The organism is Carboxylicivirga marina, from assembly GCF_016612505.1.
Lineage (GTDB): Bacteria > Bacteroidota > Bacteroidia > Bacteroidales > Marinilabiliaceae > Carboxylicivirga > Carboxylicivirga marina.
This window is the reverse complement of record NZ_JAENRR010000009.1, coordinates 72,045-95,659: the sequence shown is the minus strand read 5'-3', so window position 1 is coordinate 95,659 and position 23,615 is coordinate 72,045. Positions and strand designations below refer to the sequence as shown.

At 37.2% G+C, this 23,615-nt stretch carries 14 protein-coding genes; 7 read left to right on the top strand and 7 right to left on the bottom strand.

Annotation, left to right across the window (positions count from 1 at the left end; translation table 11 throughout):
* Positions 1-7: 7 nt before the first annotated feature.
* Both JIV24_RS05945 and JIV24_RS05940 read right to left on the bottom strand, forming a co-directional pair.
* Entirely contained in the window at positions 8-655 is a 648-nt protein-coding gene (locus JIV24_RS05945) for a response regulator transcription factor (protein ID WP_200464098.1), read from the bottom strand.
* 8 nt (positions 656-663) lie between these two features.
* A complete protein-coding gene (locus JIV24_RS05940) occupies positions 664-2,094 on the bottom strand; it encodes a hybrid sensor histidine kinase/response regulator (protein ID WP_200464097.1) in 1,431 nt (476 codons plus the stop codon).
* Positions 2,095-2,394: 300 nt separating this feature from the next.
* Here JIV24_RS05940 and JIV24_RS22625 point away from each other — a divergent pair, with 300 nt between their 5' ends.
* The 3 genes from JIV24_RS22625 to JIV24_RS05930 all read left to right on the top strand — a co-directional run bounded on the left by JIV24_RS22625 (position 2,395) and on the right by JIV24_RS05930 (position 5,221).
* Entirely contained in the window at positions 2,395-2,523 is a 129-nt protein-coding gene (locus JIV24_RS22625; protein WP_262896388.1) for a hypothetical protein, read from the top strand.
* Positions 2,524-2,760: 237 nt separating this feature from the next.
* Positions 2,761-3,177, top strand: a complete 417-nt coding sequence (locus JIV24_RS05935; protein WP_200464096.1) for a response regulator — start codon at positions 2,761-2,763, stop codon at positions 3,175-3,177.
* A 19-nt stretch (positions 3,178-3,196) separates the two neighbouring features.
* Positions 3,197-5,221, top strand: coding sequence for a chemotaxis protein CheA (locus JIV24_RS05930; RefSeq protein WP_200464095.1), 2,025 nt, complete (start codon positions 3,197-3,199; stop codon positions 5,219-5,221).
* A gap of 387 nt (positions 5,222-5,608) precedes the next feature.
* On the opposite strand, the gene JIV24_RS05925 is transcribed toward JIV24_RS05930, so the two are convergent.
* From JIV24_RS05925 to JIV24_RS05910, 4 genes are read right to left on the bottom strand one after another with little or no spacing between them, the layout of a single operon-like run.
* Positions 5,609-7,192 (bottom strand): glycoside hydrolase, encoded by a 1,584-nt coding sequence (locus JIV24_RS05925; RefSeq protein ID WP_200464094.1) that lies wholly within the window; start codon positions 7,190-7,192, stop codon positions 5,609-5,611.
* Between the two features lie 19 nt (positions 7,193-7,211).
* A complete protein-coding gene (locus tag JIV24_RS05920; protein WP_200464093.1) occupies positions 7,212-10,289 on the bottom strand; it encodes a glycoside hydrolase family 2 TIM barrel-domain containing protein in 3,078 nt (1,025 codons plus the stop codon).
* A gap of 43 nt (positions 10,290-10,332) precedes the next feature.
* On the bottom strand, positions 10,333-11,868 hold the full coding sequence (locus JIV24_RS05915; RefSeq protein WP_234445722.1) for a RagB/SusD family nutrient uptake outer membrane protein: 1,536 nt from the start codon (positions 11,866-11,868) through the stop codon (positions 10,333-10,335).
* A 20-nt stretch (positions 11,869-11,888) separates the two neighbouring features.
* Complete coding sequence (locus JIV24_RS05910; protein ID WP_200464091.1) at positions 11,889-14,936, bottom strand: SusC/RagA family TonB-linked outer membrane protein; 3,048 nt, start codon at positions 14,934-14,936, stop codon at positions 11,889-11,891.
* 263 nt (positions 14,937-15,199) lie between these two features.
* On the opposite strand from JIV24_RS05910, the gene JIV24_RS05905 reads away from it, so the two are divergent.
* The 4 genes from JIV24_RS05905 (at position 15,200) to JIV24_RS05890 (ending at position 23,264) form a co-directional block, all read left to right on the top strand.
* Positions 15,200-19,237 (top strand): hybrid sensor histidine kinase/response regulator transcription factor, encoded by a 4,038-nt coding sequence (locus tag JIV24_RS05905; protein WP_200464090.1) that lies wholly within the window; start codon positions 15,200-15,202, stop codon positions 19,235-19,237.
* A 320-nt stretch (positions 19,238-19,557) separates the two neighbouring features.
* Complete coding sequence (locus JIV24_RS05900) at positions 19,558-20,934, top strand: cadherin repeat domain-containing protein (RefSeq protein ID WP_200464089.1); 1,377 nt, start codon at positions 19,558-19,560, stop codon at positions 20,932-20,934.
* 150 nt (positions 20,935-21,084) lie between these two features.
* Complete coding sequence (locus JIV24_RS05895; RefSeq protein WP_200464088.1) at positions 21,085-22,311, top strand: serine hydrolase domain-containing protein; 1,227 nt, start codon at positions 21,085-21,087, stop codon at positions 22,309-22,311.
* A 56-nt stretch (positions 22,312-22,367) separates the two neighbouring features.
* Complete coding sequence (locus JIV24_RS05890; protein ID WP_200464087.1) at positions 22,368-23,264, top strand: extracellular catalytic domain type 1 short-chain-length polyhydroxyalkanoate depolymerase; 897 nt, start codon at positions 22,368-22,370, stop codon at positions 23,262-23,264.
* 42 nt (positions 23,265-23,306) lie between these two features.
* Here the strand turns inward: JIV24_RS05890 and JIV24_RS05885 are convergent, their stop codons facing one another.
* Positions 23,307-23,528, bottom strand: a complete 222-nt coding sequence (locus tag JIV24_RS05885) for a hypothetical protein (protein WP_200464086.1) — start codon at positions 23,526-23,528, stop codon at positions 23,307-23,309.
* Positions 23,529-23,615 lie beyond the last annotated feature (87 nt).

Here is a 23,615-nt window from a genome sequence, read left to right as displayed (position 1 = left end):
CCTACTATTAAAGCTCAACAATCTTATTTTTGATGGCAAACATCACCAGGCTTGCGCTATTACGGCAATTTGTTTTCGATAGCAAGTTACTACGGTGACCTTTAACCGTCTGGGCACTAATAAAAAGCTTCTCTGCTATTTCATCATTGGTTAAACCATTACATATTTCTCGTAATACTTCAAGTTCCCTTTTAGATAAATCAGATGTATTGCTTGATTCTTTCTTATCCGGATTATTAATATTGGTGATTATTCGCCTTAATAATTCATTAGAGAAATAGCTATCTCCATCTATTACAGAATATATTGCCTTTTCTATTTCTTTTATTCCACTATCTTTTAGTAAAAACCCTTTTACACCTGATTCTATCATTTTATAGTAGTACTCTTCATCTCCATGCATTGACAAAGCAACTATTTTTATATCTGGATACTTTTCTATAGCAGCTTTTGTTGTTTCAATACCATTCATAACGGGCATCGAAATATCCATTAAAACTAAATCCGGTACCGTATCTTCAATTGCATTTAAAAACTCTTGACCATTTGAAGCTTCGCCACATACTTTTCCTACACCTTCCATTTCTATAAGGCTTTTAACGCCTTCTCTAAATATTCGATGATCATCAACTAAGAAAATATTAACGTTTTTCATTTTTTGAATCAGGTTATATTAAATTTTATATTCATTTCTACTCCTTTACCATCAGCTGATTTCAATTCAAAAAAACCACCCAATGATTTAACTCTCGACTTCATATTTAAAAGCCCATTGCCTTTACCATTTCTCATCATATTAACAACATCAAAGCCTTTCCCATTATCTCTATATTTAGCTGTTAAACCATCCTTATCATCCAAAATTTCAATATCAATTTTATCTGCATTCGCATGTTTAATGGTATTGTTTACACATTCACAAAGTAATCGGTACAATGTTGTTTCAAGTTCATTTTTTAATCGTTTTCTAACGACACTGTGGTAATTGACTTTGAGACTTGTGGCATTACGTATTCTATCGAGAAAGGTTTTGAGTGCTGTATCAAGTCCAAAATTAATCAGCGTATTAGGACTTATATTATTAGAAATCTCACGTAATGATGAAATTGTTTCTTCAAGCGTTTCCTCTGCCTTGTTTATTATCTCACTTTTATTAGCCTTTGAATCAGGCTTATTAAACCACTGCAAATAAAGTTTCGTTGTCGATAGCAATGGTCCAATTCCATCATGTAACTCTTGGGCAAAGCGTCGCCTTTCCTTCTCTTCTGTATTAATTATTGAAGTAAGTACACGGTTTTCCATCTCTTTTTTCAAAGAAACATCTCTAAAAGTTAGTAAGAAGCTTTCTTCATCCTGATAAACCAATTTAAATCCCGATATATCAAAGTGTACCTTTTCATTATTTATAAACCACTCTATTTCACAAGAATTATTCTCCCCTTTTATCAATGACGAGAGATAGTTTTTAATTATTTCGGCTCTTTCCCCTTTAAAGTAATTAATGAATAAATCAGTCTCAGAAGAGTTATTTAGATGTGGAAACATTTCTAACGCACTTGGGTTATAGCTACGCACCTCGCCTTTACTACTAATAATAAATGTTGGTTCCGGACGTGTTTCATACATCATCCTGAACTTTTCCTCTTCATACTTTAATTGTTTAACTACTTTTTTTAAACAGGTAGTCTTTTTTTTAAGGCTATTGATTAATTTTTTTTGCTGAATCTCCAGGTTATATTGTTCGATTGCTCGTTCAGTAGCTACTTGAATTCGATGAGGCTCAATCGGTTTAACAAAATAGCTATAGATCCCATATTTATTGATTGCCTCTTGTATGATGAGGTGATCGTGAATATTACTCACTAGTATCACCTTCACAAGCGGAAACTCAAGCCTTAATTCTTGTAATAATTCTGTGATTGAGCTTGTTTGAATTAGGGGTTCGACTATTACAATTTTAATCCGTTTTTCTTTTATAATATCAACTGCTTCATCAAACCTGTTTGTATATTCAAGCTTATACAAACCTCTAAAAACAAGCTCATATAACCTATAGGTATCTCTATCATTATCAACTATTAATAAACTTTCCATGCTATTTCAATTTATCCATACCTGATGTTATTTATAATCAGGCAGAATAATTTCTTCTATAAATTAAGGGATATCCAATTTAAGAATACCGATCAGAGTTGTCCATAAAAATAGTAATTCAATTCAAAGAATTTGCTCAATTATGATGATTATTTTTTAAACAAATCATTTTTGATAAAACCACCAAATCAAAACCCTACCAAAGTTCTATTAAACTTCAACCCTTTAGGGTTGTTTTCATCAGAAAAATAAGTGTGATTTTTGTAATAAGTCATTAATTAAAAATAGCGAGAAACAATTATGAAGAAGTTAGTTTTTACAATACTTATTATTCTTAGTGTAATAGCAACATCATGTGGTTCTAATAATAAAATGGGTGCGATAGATTGTCCACAATCCTATTATGGAGCCGGAAATCGTACACACTAAATTATTGGAGGAGAATTAGCCTATTCAACTTAACTTGAAGTTCTCCTCCGAATCATACTAAAGGGCCAAACCAACCAATACTTTATAATTAAAAATCAATACTTTATTCCAAATCATTTCAATACTTATAACCATTCTGACACCATAATAATGAAGTATTTTTGAAGTCAGTTAAACACATAATTCTTCATCCAAAAAATAATGATCATCAAACCTATTCCTTATCTGCCATAATGTATGAAAAAACAGCAAAGGCTTAAATATTATCTTGTTGATGACAGCAGTGAATTTATAGAAGCAATTAAATTATACATCGAATATGAGCTCAAAGGAACAATTATCGGGTCATCGTCCGATGGTAAATTAGCCATCTCTGACAATCGTATTTTTGATGCTGATGTAATCATCATGGATATTGTAATGAAATACCTTGATGGTTTTAGCACAAGCACAATTTTAACCGAAACAAATCCTCAATTAAAAATTATAGCTGTCACCAATAGCCGGGAATATATAACCAAACGGCAGTTACTTTCATCGGGTTTTAGTGGATGCATTTGTAAAAACTGTGCATTTGAAGAGCTTCCTCTTGCAATTTCAAGAGTTTTTGAAGGGAAATACCATTTTTCGAGTGACCTATTAATTGACAATTAGAACAATAACAATACCCAATATGAACACCAACGACATCTCAAAATTTAAACAGCTTTTCATTAACGAAGCAACTACTCTGCTTAATTCAATGGAAGGTATCATTCTTGAATTAGAGAATAACCCTAATAACATTGACCTTATTCAGGAAGTGTTCAGAGTAATGCACACCATCAAAGGTGTTAGTGGCATGTACGGTTTTGACCACATGAGCGAATTAACGCATCATATTGAAAATGTTTATGATCTGGTTCGCAATGGGATTATTCCTGTCAATAAAGAAATTCTTGATCTTACCTTAGGTTCTGTTGACCAGCTTTTTATTCTAATTGACGACAAAGATTTAGGAAGCGCAAAGAATATAAAAACGCAATCAGTTCTTATTGCCAAGGCTGAATCCATTATTGAAAAGATAAACAAATCAAATTCTAAAGCTAAAGTTAGTTACAAGAAAGAATCTTCACCAATAGTTACGTATAATATAGTTTTACACACTCCGCAAAGTATTATTGACAGGCGAATCAATATTTTTTATACCATTAAAGATTTGAGTGAGATTGGCGAAATCCGCTCAATTAACCGCTTACCATCTTCAACTTCAGATGAGGAACGTTGGAGCATTTTCGTTGTTGGAGAATTAGATGATGAGTCGATTGAAGATGCATTAATGTTTGTATATGAATATTGCATCATCAAAAAAGTTGCTGAATATGATATCTTTAACACAGAATTAATTGATAAACACCAAGCACTGATTAAAGATGAAGAATCACCAGTCAGCCAACAAGAAATGGAATCACAAGCAATGGATGCTTCGCCGTTTAGCACCGATGAAACCAAATCAAACATTGATAATGCCAATAAATCTCAATCAATAATTGATTCCATTCGACAGAATAATAATCGAATATCAGTTGATTCAGAGAAACTTGACCACCTCATGTATTTAGTAAGTGAACTCATTACTACAAGCTCACAACTAAATTTGATGACGAACCATTCAATGTTTGATACCATCCGTTCACAAACTGAGAAGATTGATAAATTATCGAAGAGTTTTCGAAATAACGCACTTGAGATCCGCCTTATTCCCATACGCGATATGGTGCCAAAATTTAGTCGCCTGGTAAGGGATATTTCAAATGATTTATCGAAGGAAGTTGAATTTGTGACTGACGGTATGGATACGGAACTCGATAAAAGCTCAATTGATTTGATTGCCGAACCATTGGTACATATGCTCCGTAATGCTATTGATCATGGGATAGAATCACCTGAAGAACGCCTTGAAAGTGGTAAAAATTCTAAAGGTCAAATAAGACTCAAAGCCTACAATTCGGGCAATAATATTTATATTGAGGTATCAGATGATGGCAGAGGCCTTGATAAGGATAAACTCTATAACAAAGCCGTTGACATTGGCATAATCGCACAAGGAGAGAAATTAAATGATAAAGAATTATACAATTTAATTTGCCATCCAGGTTTCTCTACTGCAAAAGAAGTGACATCCATTTCGGGAAGAGGAGTTGGCATGGATGTGGTTAAGCAAAAAATATCAAAAATGCGAGGTGAGTTAGAAATTCGCAGTCAAAAAGAGAAAGGTTCCACATTCATTATCAAATTACAACAGTCGATTGCGATTATTGACACTCTCCTGATCAGCGCAGAAAAATTGAAGTGTTTATTACCTCTTACTGATGTTGAGGAGTGCGTGCAGGTGCCATACGATGAAGTTAAAATGCGTTTGCGACATGGTACACTATCGTATGAAAAGAAGTTGATTCCTTTTGTATCATTACGACATCTTTTCGAGCTGGAAAATGACATTCCAATGCATGCCAAAGTTGTTATAATCAATAAAAACAACACTAAAATAGCCATCGTTACTGATACTATAATTGGGCAACACCAAGCAGTACTAAAACCGATGGGTGAACTAGTTAAAGAACAAAGGGAATTTTCGGCAGCTAGTGTATTAGGCAATGGCGAGGTGGCATTTCTACTCGATTCAAATGTATTGCAAAACGATATATATAAAAGCTAAAGGTTATTAAACCATAAGTCGAAAATAATCCTGTTCCCTTCCCCGAAGATTTAGTAATTATTGTGTTGCCCTGTAGAAGTTTAAGTCTACAATCATTGTCTGCTACAATAATCCAATTCTGAAACCACGAATACTGAAAAACAATAAAGCCCGTAAAAATTAGTTTTACTGGCTTTATTGATTTAATAAGTCAAATAGAAATCTGCTATCTCATCAGCTTCTCTACTTCATGATAAAACGCTTCGCTCTCTCCCATTGAATTTAGAATCGATATTCCATTATTCTTTTTTTTACAAACTCACAATTGCAACCTTAACGATGCTGACACATTACAATCGGAAGCTCAAATAATTGAACTCCCGTTTATAAATATGTCCTTGTTGGATGTTATTTTACATTTGTAAGTGTTACAACGCTTCGTGCAGGAACAGTAATCGATTCTCCAGGTTCAGCTTCCTGTATGAATGCTAAATTATTGTCACTTTTTCCGTCTGTTAAATAAACTTTTAATTTACCACTTAAAGACATTCCGTTTAGATCAAGCTGAACAGGAACATCTGCACTTAAATAATTTGTAATGATTACAGAAGCATTCTTCTTATCTTCTGATACAAAAGCACAGGTCATAATGCTGTTAAGAGATTGTTCATCCGTTTTTGCATCACTCCTATTTATTAAAACACGCTTCATTCCTTTTTTAATAAAGCGAGAATAGTTTCCTAAGGCCCATAAGGTTTTGGAATCGTATATATTACCATCGGTTTTATTGTAATCAATGTATACCAATCCATCTTTATAATCGTATGGACTGATGGCTAACCACCATTGCCACGAAGAAGCATTACCAATGGCCAAATCGGCAAAAATAACACGCGATGTATAGAGTGCTGTTTTCATGCCCAAATCACGACCACTTCCTTCTATCTCAGAATTGTTTTCCAATACGCAGTATTCACTCATCCAAAACTCAACTGGCTCCGGATTACCTTTTATGGCGTCACTCACCTTACGACGAGTAGTGGCCATATCATTAACCGGCCAGGTGGTATAATAACTGTGCGCTGCTACTTTAGGTGCTACATGTGACAAGTTACCCAGGTACTCTGGTGATGCTGGATCGAAGAAACTATATATCTGATAGCCACGTCCTGATTTACCACCATTCTCATACATAAAGTTCAATTGTGCAGATTCAGGGATCTCAATCTGAGACTCCACATTTTTTTCTTCAAATGCGTTGTTGACCAATTTTATCACTGTTGCTATTTCAGTGTTTTGAGCAGGTGTTCCTTCCTGACTTTTATTGGTCCAATCCCATTGAGGCTCATTAAACGGACTGATGTATTTAAAATCGATGGCGTCCAATTCTTTAAGCTTTAAACTGATATCAGCCAAATAATTTGCAAAGAGCGAATAATGTTCTTCCGGCAGATTAAAATGGTTTTTATCTGATGAAAAAGCTTTACCATTCTTTGTCAGGCTGACGGGCGGACTATTAACAAAACCAACAAATTGCTCAACTCCTCGCTCCTTTGCTGCTTTTAAAAACCATCGTTGACCCATATGTTTATTCCAATCATAAACACCTTTACAGGTCATAAACGATTGGGCTCGACGCCATTCATCACTTATTTGACTTGCAGAACCTTGCTCTGAACTACCACCTCCAATATTAAAGCGCCAGGTGTTAAGCCCTATCCCCAATGGTTGACCGTTGTCATCTAATTGGGTACTAAATAACCAATCGGCCATTTGCACCTTTTTATTCTCTGGCCAGTTCTTCCCCACAAACTGACAACTCCAGGCATCAGAGGCTCCGAAACCATGAATGGTCTGTCGGGTAGCATCGGCCTGTATGGTCAGCTTCAAAACCGAGGAATCAACCGGCTTGCCCTCATCATTTTTTTGACATGATGAAAGAGCAATAAAAACTGCTAAATATATTTTAAGAATCATGTTTTTTTGCTTCATATAAATCATTCTTCTGCTACTATAGAGGACAAATTGTAAAGGTGTAATGATACGCATTATCCAACAATTTATAGGCCTCATGTGTGTCGTGCCCCCAACTGTTATCTCCACCAACACCTTGCTGTAATAGGTCAATATTCAGCTCGGTAATATTACTTTGTGGTATCTGATAATAGTGAGTCAGGTTGTTATCTAGGTCGTCAATAGTAAAATGATACGTACTCATTTCCAATGGCTGGTGACCTTTCACCACAAATCCGCGGCCTTGCTTATTTGTTACCTTCATCCAGCGCACCTGCGTTTTGTTACCGCTTTCCTGAGGCCATACATAAGGCGTATGCTGTTTGGCTACCTTGCCACTGTATACATCAATCATCACCCCATTGCTCCGATCATTGTAGGATTCATGCGGACCATTGCCCAACCACTCAACCAACTCAAAACCATCAGGCATAACCAGGTTCATCCCAAAACGCGGAAGCTCAGGCAATTTCCCCTCACTCTTTGTAAAATCTACCTCAACCTGTACAGCTCCATTGGGGTAAATCGTGTAATCAACATTATAGATTGATTTCCCAACATTGATGACGGATTGTGTGGATACTTTTACGAGGCCTTCAAGCTTTTCAATAGTAATGCCTTTGATGCTACGTTTCGATTGTACATCGTACCATGTTTTACAACGGTTATGCATATTATTACCCCGATCATTGTTGGTAGGAACGCGCCAAAAATTAGGTTGCAAACCTCGACGTAGTAAATCCTGACTTTGGTACTTCCAATCGGTAATGTTGCCTGTTTGTTTATCAAAAACAATCGTAAAGTCGTTCCCAAAAACATAGTGCTTCACCTCATCTTCAGAAAGTGTTAATGTTCCTTCTGAAGAATTACTAAAGACAGGCGATTTGAAACCAGTCAACAAGAACTGCTCAGAAGCCAATACGTGACCTTTCTCAAGTAATCCGTTTTGTTGAGTGTTTTTAATATGGAAATTGATAAAATACTCAGCACCTTTTTCAGGCACATAATCGTACTTTATTTTAAATATTCTGGTTTCTTGTGGCTTAAGAGCTTTTTTAAATTTAACAACATCTTGCTGAACAACCTGACCTTCGGTTTTAATCTCATAACTTAATTCAAGACCATCAGTACTTCTGAAGAAGCTTTCATTAAAAATACTAAACTTACCTTTTGCAAGATCTGTTGTTGTAATCCAAAAATCCTGATAGACTTTTTTAACATCGTGCAATGCCGGCTTTGGGGTTTGATCGGCAAAAATAAGCCCATTTAAACAAAAGTCGCCATCCGAAGGCACATCCTGTGGGCCAAAATCACCACCATATGCCCAGTACTTAGTTCCATTGGGTAAATATTGAGCAATGCCCTGATCCATCCAATCCCAGATAAATCCTCCTTGCAATTGAGGTTCTTGACGAATCAGTTGCCAATAATCCATCAGGTTACCATTGCTATTACCCATGGCATGACTGTATTCACATTGTATCATTGGTCGATGATCATTCATGGTCACGAATTCTTCCATTTGCTCAATTTTGTAATACATCGGGCAAACAATATCCGTATAGGACTCTAACCACGCTTGCTCGTACTGCACCAATCGACTATTGTCACGCTCTTTAATCCATTGAGCTGTTGCTTCGAAGTTTTGTCCCGAACCAGCTTCATTTCCTAATGACCAAATGATAATTGATGGGAAGTTCTTATCACGCTCCACCATATTAATGGTACGATCCAGATGCGCTTCTTTCCATATCGGATTGTTACCTAAAGTCTTTTCCAGACTGTAGCCATCATTCCATAAAGAGCCCATTGCATGACTCTCAATATTGGCCTCATCGATAACATACAGGCCATATTTATCACATAAATAATACCAATATGGGTCAGCCGGATAATGACTGCAACGTACCGCATTAATATTAAACTGTTTCATCAGGGTGATGTCGCGTAACATGGATTCTTTAGTCACTACATGCCCCTTGTACTCGTGATGCTCATGACGATTAACACCTTTTAATAATACCGGCATACCATTAACCAGTAACTGTTTGTTTTTAATTTCAACAGTTCGGAAACCCACATGCGTATTTCTGATATCAATGGCTTCTCCTGCTTTATTCTTTAAGGTCACGTATAAGGTGTATAAGTAAGGTACTTCAGCACTCCACTTTTCTACCTCAGGCAAGCTTTTGTCAAAACTCAAACTGCCAGCATTTCCTGTTTTCACTTCTTGATAAACAATGTTTCCACTATTATCTATAAGTTGGACCTCAACAATTGAAGCATCAGTAAAATTTTCAAGCTCTACATCCAATTGAAATAAGCCATCGCTATATTTTTGGTCCAATCCGGCTTTCACATAGAAATCCTTGATGTGCGACTGAGGCAAGGCATACAAATACACATCACGTTCGATACCACTTAATCGCCACATATCCTGATCTTCCAGATAGCTACCATCGCACCAGCGATACACTTCAACTGCCAGCTTGTTTTCTCCTTTTATAATGAAAGGAGTAATATCAAATTCAGCCGGTGTTTTTGAATCTTGCGAATACCCCACTTTCTGACCGTTTACCCACACATACATGGCCGAACTAACAGCTCCAAAATGCAAGATTACTTTATTACCATCCCAATTCTCCGGAACGGTAAACGAACGCAAATAGGAACCTACCGGATTGTATTCTTCCGGAATATTAGGCGGATCCATTTTAAAAGGATACTTCACATTGGTGTATATAGCCGCACCATACCCTTCCATTTGCCAGCTGGATGGAACGTTTATCGTATTCCAATCAGTAAGCTCAATATCCATTTTATAAAAATCAACAGGTCGTTGTGCTGGATTAACCGACCATTTGAAGTTCCATTGTCCATTTAGGCTTTGATAATAATATGATTCTGCTTTGTCTCCTGCCTTAGCAATTTCAATTGATCGATAAGGGAAAGACCAGGCGAAAGGCTGTAGCTTCCCTTCCCTGAAAATAGCCGGATCCTGCCATTTATCGGGCACCTGACTCATCCCTTCTGAAACAAAAATGCTCAGAAGAAATATAATTATTATATGTCTCATAAGTCGATAAAATTGGGGGCAAATAAATGCCCCACTCAGATTATTAATAACCTCTGTTTTGTGTTATAGTACCATCCGACAAATCAATCTCTGCTTGTGGAATAGGAAATAACAAATGAACATCTTCATCAAACAAAGAGCCTTTAGCATTACCAGCATCGTAATCGGAGTTAGCACCCAGATTATACGAAACAAATTCATCCATCACCTCTTTCAAACGCGATGAATTTGGGCTTATAATCCCTTTCTGACGTTTTAAATCATAATAACGATGACCTTCTAAAGCAAGCTCCATTCGGCGTTCGTTATATATGTCCGTAAGCAGTTGTTCACCCGAAGAACTTAAACCTCCAAGGCCAACACGATTACGCACCATATTCACCGAAGAAATGGCTTCTCCTTCATTTCCATTGTGCCAAGCTGCTTCAGCATGTAGCAAAAGTAAATCGGCATAACGAAACAAAATGTGGTTAAGAGGTGTGCGAGTGTGCTCCGATTGCGATGGACGATCGTTCCAGGCCACCCAATATTTGCGATTGATACGCCCTGTTTCATTCTCTGATAATTGAGTATCGTAACTCGGATAATCAGCGTCTACATAATCTCCCTCTTTAATAATGGTTGCATCACGACGGGGATCTCCAGCCATAAAGTTATCCAGGTGACTGGAAGGTGTTGCAAATCCCCAACCGCCATCGGCTCTGCTTCGTGTAAAAACAGGCAATACGGTTCCTGCATCTAACACATTATCGAATACTGTTTGAATTTCAAATATGGAACCATTACCATTTGGATTGTGAATGCTCCAAACTGTTGGAAATGGATCGTTCAGGTTATATTCGCCCGTTTCAACAATTTGTTTAGCTAAAGTTTCAGCCTCGCTCCATTTCTCCTGATACACATAGGCTTTAACTAAATAAGCTAAAGCAGCTCCTTTTGTAGCTCTGCCAATGTCAGCTGCTCCTTGAGACGAGCGTTCCGATAATTCCAGTGCTGCATCATTCAAGTCCTTTTCAATCTGCTCCCAGATTAAAGACGCTGCTACTCGCTCTTGCTTAGGGTCATTAACCGTTAATGGCTCCAATAAAAGTGGCACATCACCAAAGTTTTTCACTAGTTCAAAGTAAGCAAAGGCTCTAAGAAACTTGGCTTCTGCAACGACGCGTGTTTTAAAGTCATCACTAACTGGTGCTTCCGGCACATTCTTTATTACCAAGTTACAACGATAAATTTGCTCATAGGCATACTGCCACTTATATTGGATCCACTCATTTTGTGGTGTAATATTAAATCGTGCTAACTCGCCAAAATCACGTTGGTCTCCCTCTAGTGAGTTGCCTTTAAAAGCATCATCAGAACAGATATCCCCCACCAGATAAAACAAATCGTTTTCCCACCAGTCTTCGGGACTTAAAGAGGCATAACAGCCTGAGAGTGCCTTTAGACATTCATCCTCATTGGCAAAATAGTTTTCTAACACTTGCTTGCCTTGAATAGGCTGGTCTAAAAAATCACTACACGACGACCATAGTACCGCCAATACACTAACTACTATAATAAGTTGATTATTTCGTTTCATCATTCTTTCAATTCAAAGGGTTAAAAAGAAATGTTTGCACCTACCATAAAAATACGTGGTAATGGGTATTGTCCCCAATCAATGCCTCTTTCCAATGCACTACCACCCAAATCCACATCTAAACCATCAAAACTGGTTAGTGTAAACAAGTTTTCGCCACCGATAAACAGACGAGCATTACTTATCGCCACGCGTTCTATCCAGTCTTTTGGCAGGTTATAACCAAGCTGTAAGGATTTTAATCGAAGATGTGAACCATCTTCAATGTAATAATCTGAATAGATAAAGTTATTATTATTATCAATTGCCGCCAGTCGCGGTTGCGAGTTGCTAGTTCCCTCTCCATCCCATGCTTTGTCCAATAATCCGGCAAATGAATTATATCGTTCGCTACCTGTTCCTGCATATGGTTTAACGGCATTTAATACGTCATTACCATAAGAACCTGTGAACAACATACTTAAATCGAAGTTTTTGTAGGCCAAATTCATATTTAGGCCAAAAGTAAAGTCAGCTTCCGGATTACCAATCACAGCTCTGTCATCAGCATTTATTTGACCGTCACCATTAACATCCTTAAAACGCATGTCTCCAGGTTGTGCATGTGGCTGTAGCACATTGCCAAACTCATCGGTGTAATTGATTACTTCACTCTCGTTCTGGAAAATACCATTCGTCACCATGCCATAAAACTCACCTGCTACACCATCTTGGACTGTACGTGTCAGGTTTTCAAGGCGCTGATGATTACCACTCCAGATTGCTTCACCTTCGACCAACTTAGTGATTTTACTACTGGCTTTAGATACATTTAATGAATGTGTCATTTTAAAGCCAGAAGCATATTCTTTACGATAGGTAAGAATAACTTCAAATCCTTTTGTTGTTAAGGTTCCGATATTAGCGTATGGTGTACTCCAGGCCGAACCCAGATAATAGGGAATTGATGTGGCCAAAAGCATGTCCTTGGAGCGTCGTTCGAAATAATCAACAGACGCTGTTAAACGCTGGTTCCAAAAACCCAAGTCAGCACCAATATTCATATCTTCTACAATTTCCCATTGTAAATCGGCATTACCCACCGAAGCAGGTGCCTGACCCAGATCAATGTCTCGCTCAGTACCAATTACATATACGGTTCTTCCCAAGGTGGTCAACAAAGCATCATTATCGATATTATCGTTACCTACTTGCCCCCATCCTGCTCTTAGTTTAGCCTGACTTAACCATCCGAAACCATCCATAAACCCTTCTTCAGCCATATTCCAGGCTCCGGATACCGACGGAAAATAACCCCAACGGTTTTCCTCGTTGAAACGTGAGGAAGCATCGGCCCTGAAAGAAGCTGTTAACAGATATTTATCTCCGAGTGAATAATTGGCACGAGCTAAAAAGGATTGACGCGTATTTTTATTATCGCTTCCTGTGGCAAACCTTTTGGTATCCTCAGTTGAATCAATGTATCGTAAATCGGGATGATTGTTTGGCGCATTATACCCTTCGCCATACAAATAACGGTTCTCATCACTTTCCATCGTCATACCAGCTGTTACATTCAACTTATGTACATCGAAGTGTTTTTTGTAATGAATCAAGTTGTTCCAGGTAAACTGTGTGCGATTGTTATGACTGCGTGTTACCCAGTTTTCGTTATTGTAATCGGTTGATTCAATAAAGTAAGTAGGACCAAAGTCATTCTCTTCCCATTCACTGAGGTAAAAAGCAAATTTACTTTCAGCAGTTATTCCATAACCAAAATCAAAATTAGCAAACACATTACCAATGGTTCGTAAATAATCTGTTTCCTTAAATGAGCGTGCCAATGTACCCATAGGGTTGGGAACATCAGTATACAAGGTTGGGTGGTAAATACTGTATTCATTTTTACCTTCCTGCTCATAATCTGGTAAATAAACTGGTATATTTGGTTCTACACGTTGTACATCCCATACCAAATCAGGCCCATTATCTGTCTTATCCTTACTAAGGCTTAAATTTTGACCTACTGTTAACCACTTTGCTAATTTGTATTCAGTATTCAGCTTCATGGTTATACGTTCGTAACCACCACCTTTAACCAAGCCATCCTGGTTAAAATAAGAGAAACCAGATGCAATCTTCATCTCCTCGGTTCCTTTATTTATGCTGAGTGAATAGTTTTGAATAGGTGCAAGCTGAGTGGTTTCATCCCACCAATTGGTGCCTTTACCAAACGCTTCAGGATCGGCAAATGGTGCATCTAATCCTGAGTTAGTAGCAGCCTTATTAACTATTTTTGCATATTCGGTGGCATCAGCCATATCTGGCTTTTTAGCAGCATCCTGAATGCTGTAAGTGGCATCGACTGAAATATTGGTACGACCATCTTTGGCCTTTTTAGTTTCAATAACAATAACCCCATTGGATGCACGCGAACCAAAAATTGCACTGGCTGATGCATCTTTTAATACCTGCACATTTTCAATGTCTTTAGGATTTAGCCAGCTGATATCATCCATGGGCACATCATCCACTACATAAAGTGGGTTGTTATTATTAATGGTTGAAATACCACGAATTAAAATGGATGCTTCACTACCAGGAGAACCACCGTTTGAGGATACCTGAACACCAGCTAATTGTCCTTGTAAAGCTTGCGAAACATTGGCTACATTACGCTTAGCCAGTTCGTCGCCTTTAACTGTTGAGATGGCACTCGTCAAATCCTTTTTCTGCACAGAGCCATAACCAATGGCAATGACTTCACTTAGTTCTGTTAGTTCTTCTTCTAGATTAATATTTATGACCATTCGCCCGTTAATTGGTTCTTCAACCGATTTAAAGCCAATAAAACTATAAACAAGTATATCAGTTGTATTAGCTTGTATTGAATAGTCTCCATCGATATTGGTAATAGTTCCAACGGTAGTACCTTTAATCGCAATTGAAACACCGGGAAGCATTTCATCACCTGATTGTACTTTACCGGTTATGGTTATAGTCTCCTGTCCGAATACCGACGGAAAATGTAACACATTAAGCAGTAGAACTACCAGGAACACCTGAAAGTGTCTGGATATATTTTTCATAGTCCACTTGAATTTTTAGATTATTAAAATGTTTTCAATCTTGTTTGCCTTTTGTGCCAATTAACAATTACAAACCTATGGAATCGCCATTCGATACAAAATAGGCAAATTGTCCATTACTAACGCTCAATTGTCCAAACAATGATTTTTTGATCAAATATGAACAGTTTCACCACAGTAATGGCCAAATAAGCCATTACCCCTCGATTATACTTCCTCTACTTATCCAGTCATTTTTATTTACATTTGAAATAAAAAACTTTGTGAAGCAAATCCTTTTATACTTACTTCTTTTAATCAGTCAAACAATTGCCAGTAATACAACTACCGACAGTTTGTATTTTCGCAACCTACGAATGATAGATGGATTGCCAGGTAGTTCCATCAATACCATCATTCAAGATTCACTTGATTTTATATGGATTGGCACCAATGATGGCTTATGTCGCTATGATGGTCAGGATTTTAAAATTTTCAAATCCATTCCCAATAATCCTCATTCGATATCAGATAACACCATCCAAAACCTGTTTCTAGACAGTAGAGGTAATTTATATATTATGACAGCGCACGGACTGGATTACTTTGATTTACAACAACAAAAAATCAGTCGAATTAAAGCTAATCCAACTGGAGGTCTAATTGACTTATCGCCAACAGACATTGTTGAAAGTAAGAATGGAGATATCTACATCAGTTCTTATTACTCGGGTATCAGTTACAAGAAAAAGAATGATGATGTGTTCAAGTATATTTTTAATGAACCTGAAAATGAAGCTGCGCTTTCATCAGACCATATCAGCAGTTTGGCCCTTTATGAAGACTCGCTATTGGTAATTGGTTACTGGGACAATGGAGTAGATATTTTTGATTTAACAAACTGGACGAACAAAAACTACACAGCATTCTCCAATGACAAAACCGCGCCTGAAAACATTAATACCCTAACACTTGATACGAATAGTGGCATTTGGATTGGCACCAAACAAGGTTTATCGTATTTGAATTTAGAAACCAAGGCAACAAGGCATTTCTTTTACAACAAAAACGAAGAAAATTTCTTGCCTGATAACGATGTTATTTCGCTATATATCGACCATAATGACAACCTTTGGATTGGCACACGCGATGGTGGTTTATCCATTACGAATTACTCAGATATTATACATAATGGCAATACAGCCGAATATTCAAAATACAACTCAAATTATCAGGTAGGAAGTTTGTCTTACCGAACTGTTTTAAGCCTTTTTGAAGACAACAATAAAGATATGTGGATTGGCACACACGGCGGTGGACTTAATTATGCAGAGAACCGTAAAAACAGATTTACACACCTTCAACACCAGCCAGGTATCAAAAACTCTCTTTCCAATAATAAAGTTTGGGGTATTACCGAAGACCAAGAGGGCAACCTATGGCTAGGAACCGATGGTGATGGCATCAACATTTGGTCGATAGAAAAAGGGGGGTTTAAACACCTCACACATCAAGAAAACAAACCTTCATCGATATCAGACAATGCCATTATCAGTGCCTGCACAGATTTTACTGGTTCAGTTTGGCTCGGAACCTATGAGGGCGGCCTGAACCGCTACATTACAGAGAGTAAATCCTTTAAAAGATACCAAGCTTCTGAAGGAATACCAGTTAATGATATCCGGTGCTTGTACGAAGATGATAAGCAAACTCTATGGGTTGGACTTAATCAGAGTGGCATCTGTTATTACGACAGAGATAACGATCGTTTTATTCAGCATCCACAAATAACTAGAGAAGATGTGAGAGCCATTCGAAAAATAAAAAATACTCTTTGGATAGGCACTTACGGCAATGGTCTTATTGGTTTGAACTTAATCAATCAGAAAGTTACGAGATATGATGAGCCTCGTGAGAAAGAAAATGGTATTAGTCCCCCAATCATTTTCACTTTATTTGCTAACGATGAGCAGCACTTATGGCTGGGAACAGCCAATACTGGTTTGGCCCGTTTTAATATCCGGAATGAGTCGTTTAATACCTACGAAACAAAGGATGGCTTAAGCAACAATAAAATTCACAAGATATTGAGTGACGATAAAAACACATTGTGGTTAAGCAGTAATAGTGGCATCTCTCAATTTGATATTGCTTTGGAGAAATTCGTAAATTATGATTGGAATCAAGGCGTTCTTTCTGAAGAATTTCACAATGGTTCGGGTATTATAACTCGTTCTGGTTTGTTTGTTTATGGCGGCATAACAGGTGTTAATCTTTTTAATCCAAAGGACTTTAATACAAAACAGAAGCAATCGAATGTGCGTTTTACCAGGTTGAAAGTTCTGAATCAGGATGTATTAGTAGAAGACAAAGGCATCATCAATAAAAGCATCGAATATAATCCCGACATACAACTCAATTATCATCATACCATTTTTACCATCGATTTTCAATCTGTAAGATACCCTTCTTCGGTAGATGACTCGTATCAATACATACTGGAGGGCTATGACGATACATGGAGTTTAAGCGGTAGCAAAAAATCAGTGACATACAGAAACCTGCCTCCTGGAGAATACACATTTAAAGTACGTACAAGTGACAAAGCCAATGTTCAAAACAATGAAGCCACCTTGAAAATTGTTATGAAACCGCCTTATTGGAAAACCAAGCTTGCCTATGTGAGCTACTTTATGCTATTGGCCTTATTCGTTATTGCCATCTTCAGGTATCGGGTGCAACAGTACAAAATAAGAAACCGCCTGAAATATGAGCAGAAATTGCGTTTGAAAGAAGGCAAGCTACATGATGAGCGTCTGGAGTTCTTTACCAATATCTCTCATGAACTACGCACTCCATTAACGATTATAAACGTGGCACTTGAGGAGTTATCCATCTTTAAGAATACCTACACGAAACTTAAAAAGCCAATTGATGTAGCATTGAGCAATTCCAATCGCTTAATTGAGCTGGTTAATAAAATACTGGAATTCAGACAAGTTGAAACGGGCGTGTCGAGTCTTTCCGTAAGTGAAGTTCACCTCAATGCTTTTTTAAGTGAATTCTTACAAGGATTCCGAGAAATGGCCAGGCATAACACGGTTAATCTTAAACTGCAACTTCCCATTAACGATGTTTCACTCTGGGTTGATATCGATAAGTTCTCAATGATACTCAACAACTTACTTTCCAACGCTTTTAAACACACCCCGTCCGGTGGTCAGATTATCATTAGCATTGATGAAAGTGATGAACACATTGTATTGAAAGTTGAAGATTCGGGTAAAGGCATTCCTAAAAACATTCAGAATAAAATTTTTAAACGCTATTATAAACGCGAAAACGAATCGACTAATACCGGCATTGGCCTAGCTTTAACTAAATCGCTCGTTAACCTCCACCATGCAACAATTAGTGTAGATAGTTCTATAGGCAAAGGTTCTGCCTTTACCATACACTTTCTAAAGGGTAACAAACAGTTTTCAGTAGATCAGATATCCAGTAGCCATCAATCAGAAAGCGATGAAATAAATGTTGATTCACCTGCACCTAAAATAGAAATAAAGGATAACGAACAAGTTCTCCTACTGGTTGACGATAACGAAGAAATACTCGAGCTGCTAACCGATAAACTTGGAAATGATTATAAAATTATCACAGCTGTTGATGGCAAAAAAGGGATAGAAATGGCCAAAACCTATAGTCCCAACCTGATTGTTTCGGATATAATGATGCCAATTGTTGATGGCACAGAGCTGTGCAACACCCTAAAAAACAATGAACAAACGAGTCATATTCCTATAATATTGCTAACAGCTAAAGGAACAACCAGCGATGAAATAGAAGGTCTTAATGCAGGTGCTGATGATTACATATCAAAGCCATTTAAGATAAGCGTATTACAGGCCCGAATTAAAACAATACTCGATAACCGTGTAAAAATTTATCATTATTTCGCTACTCATAACGGCCATAAACCTAGTATAAGCCCTACAGGTAAAGAACACAGTAAAGAAATCGATTTTTTGATGCGTATCGAAGATTTTGTTTTAGAGAATTATCTGACCAAAGAAATATCTGTATTTGAGCTGGCTGCTGAACTTGGTTTCAGTCGGACAACCTTGTATCGCAAAATAAAAAGCCTTACAGGCATGTCTATCAATGCCTTTGTTCGTAGCGTTAAAATAAAAAAGAGTGCCGAACTAATTGCTCAAGGCATGAATGTTTCGGAAGCAGCTTTTTACATTGGTTTCAATGACCTAAAATACTTTCGTGAAAGCTTTAAAAAGCAAATGGGTAAGAATCCATCTGAATTTAAGTAAGGGGTATTTTGTTCTGTACAATAATTGATTAGAACAAAGCGCCTCAATTATTCACTCACAAAGCTCCTTAATTAATTATATTTGAGCTACTTCAACACATTCGTAACAGACGAACAAATTATCCCTTATAATTGGACATTCAGCAACCCGGTTGTAATGCATTAATGACATACATTTGTTATTGCCTAGAAGTCAATTAACAATAATCTTTTTAAAAATCAGTTTTATGAAACCAACCAGTGAGCTAAATAAACACTTTTCTTAAGGAAGGATAATACTTATTGGTGCGTTTTATACGACAATCGAAAAAAATTATTCGTATGAAATCTTTATTAAAAATACCATTTGCCTTTATTGTTTGTACGACATTTTTAATGGGCTGCGACGATGACGAAAAGGCTGGAACACCCCCTACTGCTGATAATGTTACAACCGAAATACTTGCCGAACCCGGAGATGAAATAGTCTTTGAAGGTACCTTTAATGCTGAAGACGGCTTTTCAAAGATCACTTTATCAAACGATGAAATCATGCTTGATAAGCAAATCGTATTTGCCAACCATGTAACCCAGTATTTTTTAGATTATAAATTCACATTACCTGAAGAAGCTGCTTTAAAGGTTTATGACATCACCATATCTGCTGAAGCACTGGGTGGTGCAACCGAAACATACTCAACAAAAGTTGATGTGGCAACTCCGCCATCTGTTGACATTAGTGTTGACTTTGTAGCACTGCCAGGCGAGGATATTGTTTTTGAAGGAACCATTACAGATGACCAGGGTTTAACAGAAATTAAATTGATTAACGCTGGAATTGGTTTAGATCATATCATTGAGTTGGCAGGCAATCCAACAAGCTATGATTTAAGTTATACCTATACTATTCCGGTAGCTTCTGAAATGAAAATGCACAACGGAACAGTTGAGGTGACCAATTTAGCCAACCGGGCAACAACCTTACCAATGAAAGTTAACCTATCCGGCGAAGATATCGTTTATGAAAATATTTACATCGCTGGTGGTTTTCAATGGTGGACATGGAATCCGGAATTAGCATACCCGATGGATAAGGATCCTAATGATGATAAATGGTTTGAAGTACCCGTAAATTGTTGGGATGGGTTTGACGAATTAAAATTCTTAGGTCAACTAGGTTGGAATCCAGATAACTGGGGATTAGTTGATCAAGCTGACCCATCAAAAGGAATGCTTAATGACGATAGCAGTGCAGCTATATTATTAGGTGCCAATGGCGCTAATCCTGCCTATAAAAAAGTAAGGTTCAATCCTTACATCATGCAGTATTCTGTTGAAGATATTACCGATGTTGTTACGCCTAAAACAGAAATGTATATCGTAGGTAGTGGATTCCCTGGATACCCTGCTCTGAATTGGAATACCGAAGAAGCCATACCTATGACTGCAAATCCTTATGGATATGGTGAGCATATTTTCCTAATCGAAGGCCTTGAGTTTAGTGATGATGTTAGCATCAAATTTATTGGACAAACTGATGGATGGGGGCCTTACGATGCTGGTTTTGACGTTGGTGAACAAGAAGTAACAGCTCCTGTGAGTTGGGTTAAAATCAAAGAAGGTGATGGAAGTAAGGACCTGAAATTTAAGAATCAGGCTGGTACATACACTGTGCTGTTCGATTATTATTTAAAACGTGCCTTAATTTGGCAAGAGTAAAATAACCTGTTTAAGCAAGTCCACCTTCATCAATTTAGGGTGGACTTTTTTTTTCTTCATCTACAATAGGGCCATCACGTGTAGTTTTTGGAAGGACTACAATTCATGTTGGTACTTTCAAGGTGGTATTTGACAGAAAACTATAATCGTATGAAAATTAATCTATTAATTTCTATAAGCATTGTTGTATCCATACTTTTGGGATGCAAAAACAATTACTCACCTGAAAATTACCATTTTAGCCACATAGATTCAATGTTTAATGCTGCCGTGTTAAATAATGAAATTCCGGGTGCTGTAGCCCTTATATCCCATCATGATCAAATCATCTATCATAAGGCTTTTGGTTATAATACCATTCATGACAATGAACGTCAAAAGGTAAATGATATATTCCGATTAGCATCTATGACAAAAGCTCTGACAGCTGTTGCCGTACTGCAACTTCAGGAACAAGGCAAGCTTCACGTTGATGATTTTGTTCATCAATACTTACCAGAATTTAAAGAACCACAGCTTTTAATTGAAGTGCTACCTGATTCAAACTTTGTCGCACAAGCGGCGAAATCCGAAATAACCATTCATCAGCTACTAACACATACCTCGGGAATTGGTTATGGTTTTCAAGATGATAAATACAATGCTCTCATTCTGAAAAACAATGTAAGTGAAGGGTTTGGTTTTGATAACAGAACATCAAGAAATAATATTAAAAAAATAGCAGCATTGCCTCTATTGCATGAACCAGGTGAGGCTTATACTTATGGATTAAGTTTTGATGTACTTGGTGTGCTAATTGAAGAAGTGTCTGGCTTACGTTACGATGACTATATCACTCAATACATCTTAACACCTTGTGGCATGTCTGATAGTTATTTTATTATCCCAGAAGCTCATCATCATCGACTGTCCACTGTTTATGAACCTAATGAAGATGGAGGCTTACAAATTGCATCATATGCCGATACAACGTATCCATGCCTGACTGACAGACAGTTTTTTTCAGGAGGAGCCGATTTATGTTCAACCGCAAAAGACTATCATCTTTTCTTACAAATGCTGGGTAACAGCGGTACAATTAATGGGCAGCAGGTGCTAGGGCCTGAATCGGTGCATGCCATGTTGAGCAAACAATCTTCATTGGCCGAAGAAAATTCTTACCAGGGATATGCAGCCTGGGTGACCAATAAGCAAGGTTCACAAACTGGCCTTACCAATGAGGGAACATATGGCTTTGGAGGCTTTTTTGATACCTATAGCTGGACCGACCCCAAAGCTGAAATATCTGCTGTTCTATTGTTGCAAATGTACCCTAACAATAAGCACAATATACATGAACAATTTCAGCAACTTTCCTATGAGCTGATAAAAGAGTAAACGATTGACGATAAACAGACATCAGGCTTGCATATAATAGAATCAACAGTCTAATAATGAGACTTAAATTAAGGAAATATCATCCATTTATATTAATTACTTTTCTGCTTTTGGCCTGCCAACAAACTGACAAACCAATAGTTGGCACATTCCATCATGATGGAATACAGCGCGAGTACATCTATTATCAATCATCTGAACTAACTCAAAACAGTCCTTTGGTGGTTGTACTTCATGGCTTTACCAGCAGTGCTGAAAAAATTATGAATTACACTAAATTCAATGAACTGGCCAGGTTAAATGACTTTGCTGTCTTATACCCCCAAGGCACCTTGGATAATGATTCAAATACATTTTGGAATGTGGGTTATGATTTCCATCAAAACATACGAACTGATGATGTTGATTTTATAATACTACTTACTGAATATATAAAGAAGAAATATCAACTTTCATCCCACAATACATTCCTTACAGGCATGTCAAATGGTGGCGAAATGTGTTACAAAGTAGCCTGTGAGCAACCCGATGCATTCAAGGCCATAGCTCCTGTTGCAGGTATGATGCTCCATTCATTTTATGAGAATGCACAAAATAGTCCTGTTCCTGTATTTGCAACATTTGGCACAGCAGATGATGTAACACGATATGAAGGTGATTCTATCAATGCTGATGGATGGGGAGATTATCAGTCAATAGAGAGCAGTATTGCTTACTGGGCTCTCACAAACTCTTGTAATGAAGCAGTTGTTGACACATTACCAGACAAATTACATCAAGATAGCAGTTTTGTCATTAAAAACCATTTTCTGAGTACTAATTCCAAGAACGATGTTCAATATTATAAAATTATAAATGGTGGTCATGACTGGCCTGGCGCCTGGGGTAATAAGGATATAAATATAAGTAATGAAATCTGGAAGTTTTTTGAAACACAGATTGATTCGAAGTAAATGAAGTTTTTATCAGATAAGTGCGAATAATATTGGTGTATGTTATGCATGATAACTCTTCGCATACTTGCGCTTTAGCTTTATCACATCGAACATTTCTAATAACTCATTTACACTTGTAACAACCACGTAATTACTGCTGAGTACAAGGTTAATTACTGCCATTTTCAATGGTGAGTCTAACAATGATAACTCATTAAAAACACCCATTAATTTATTAGGCAAAAATCCCTTTGATTCACCATTACTATAATGTAACGACAAACACTATTTTACTTAAGCTAAAACCTAAATTCTCTTTCCCGTTCATTATTTCCTATTATTAGCTCAGCAACATTTACAAATTCTCTA

Excerpts from the sequence above, each read along its gene's own strand:
- JIV24_RS05920 (WP_200464093.1), bottom strand. The coding sequence starts at position 10,289 with ATGAGACATATAATAATTATATTTCTTCTGAGCATTTTTGTTTCAGAA.
- JIV24_RS05935 (WP_200464096.1), top strand. The coding sequence starts at position 2,761 with ATGAAAAAACAGCAAAGGCTTAAATATTATCTTGTTGATGACAGCAGT.
- JIV24_RS05890 (WP_200464087.1), top strand. The coding sequence starts at position 22,368 with ATGAGACTTAAATTAAGGAAATATCATCCATTTATATTAATTACTTTT.
- JIV24_RS05895 (WP_200464088.1), top strand. The coding sequence starts at position 21,085 with ATGAAAATTAATCTATTAATTTCTATAAGCATTGTTGTATCCATACTT.
- JIV24_RS05925 (WP_200464094.1), bottom strand. The coding sequence starts at position 7,192 with ATGAAGCAAAAAAACATGATTCTTAAAATATATTTAGCAGTTTTTATT.
- JIV24_RS05915 (WP_234445722.1), bottom strand. The coding sequence starts at position 11,868 with ATGAAACGAAATAATCAACTTATTATAGTAGTTAGTGTATTGGCGGTA.
- JIV24_RS05910 (WP_200464091.1), bottom strand. The coding sequence starts at position 14,936 with ATGAAAAATATATCCAGACACTTTCAGGTGTTCCTGGTAGTTCTACTG.
- JIV24_RS22625 (WP_262896388.1), top strand. The coding sequence starts at position 2,395 with ATGAAGAAGTTAGTTTTTACAATACTTATTATTCTTAGTGTAATAGCA.
- JIV24_RS05900 (WP_200464089.1), top strand. The coding sequence starts at position 19,558 with ATGAAATCTTTATTAAAAATACCATTTGCCTTTATTGTTTGTACGACA.
- JIV24_RS05940 (WP_200464097.1), bottom strand. The coding sequence starts at position 2,094 with ATGGAAAGTTTATTAATAGTTGATAATGATAGAGATACCTATAGGTTA.
- JIV24_RS05930 (WP_200464095.1), top strand. The coding sequence starts at position 3,197 with ATGAACACCAACGACATCTCAAAATTTAAACAGCTTTTCATTAACGAA.
- JIV24_RS05945 (WP_200464098.1), bottom strand. The coding sequence starts at position 655 with ATGAAAAACGTTAATATTTTCTTAGTTGATGATCATCGAATATTTAGA.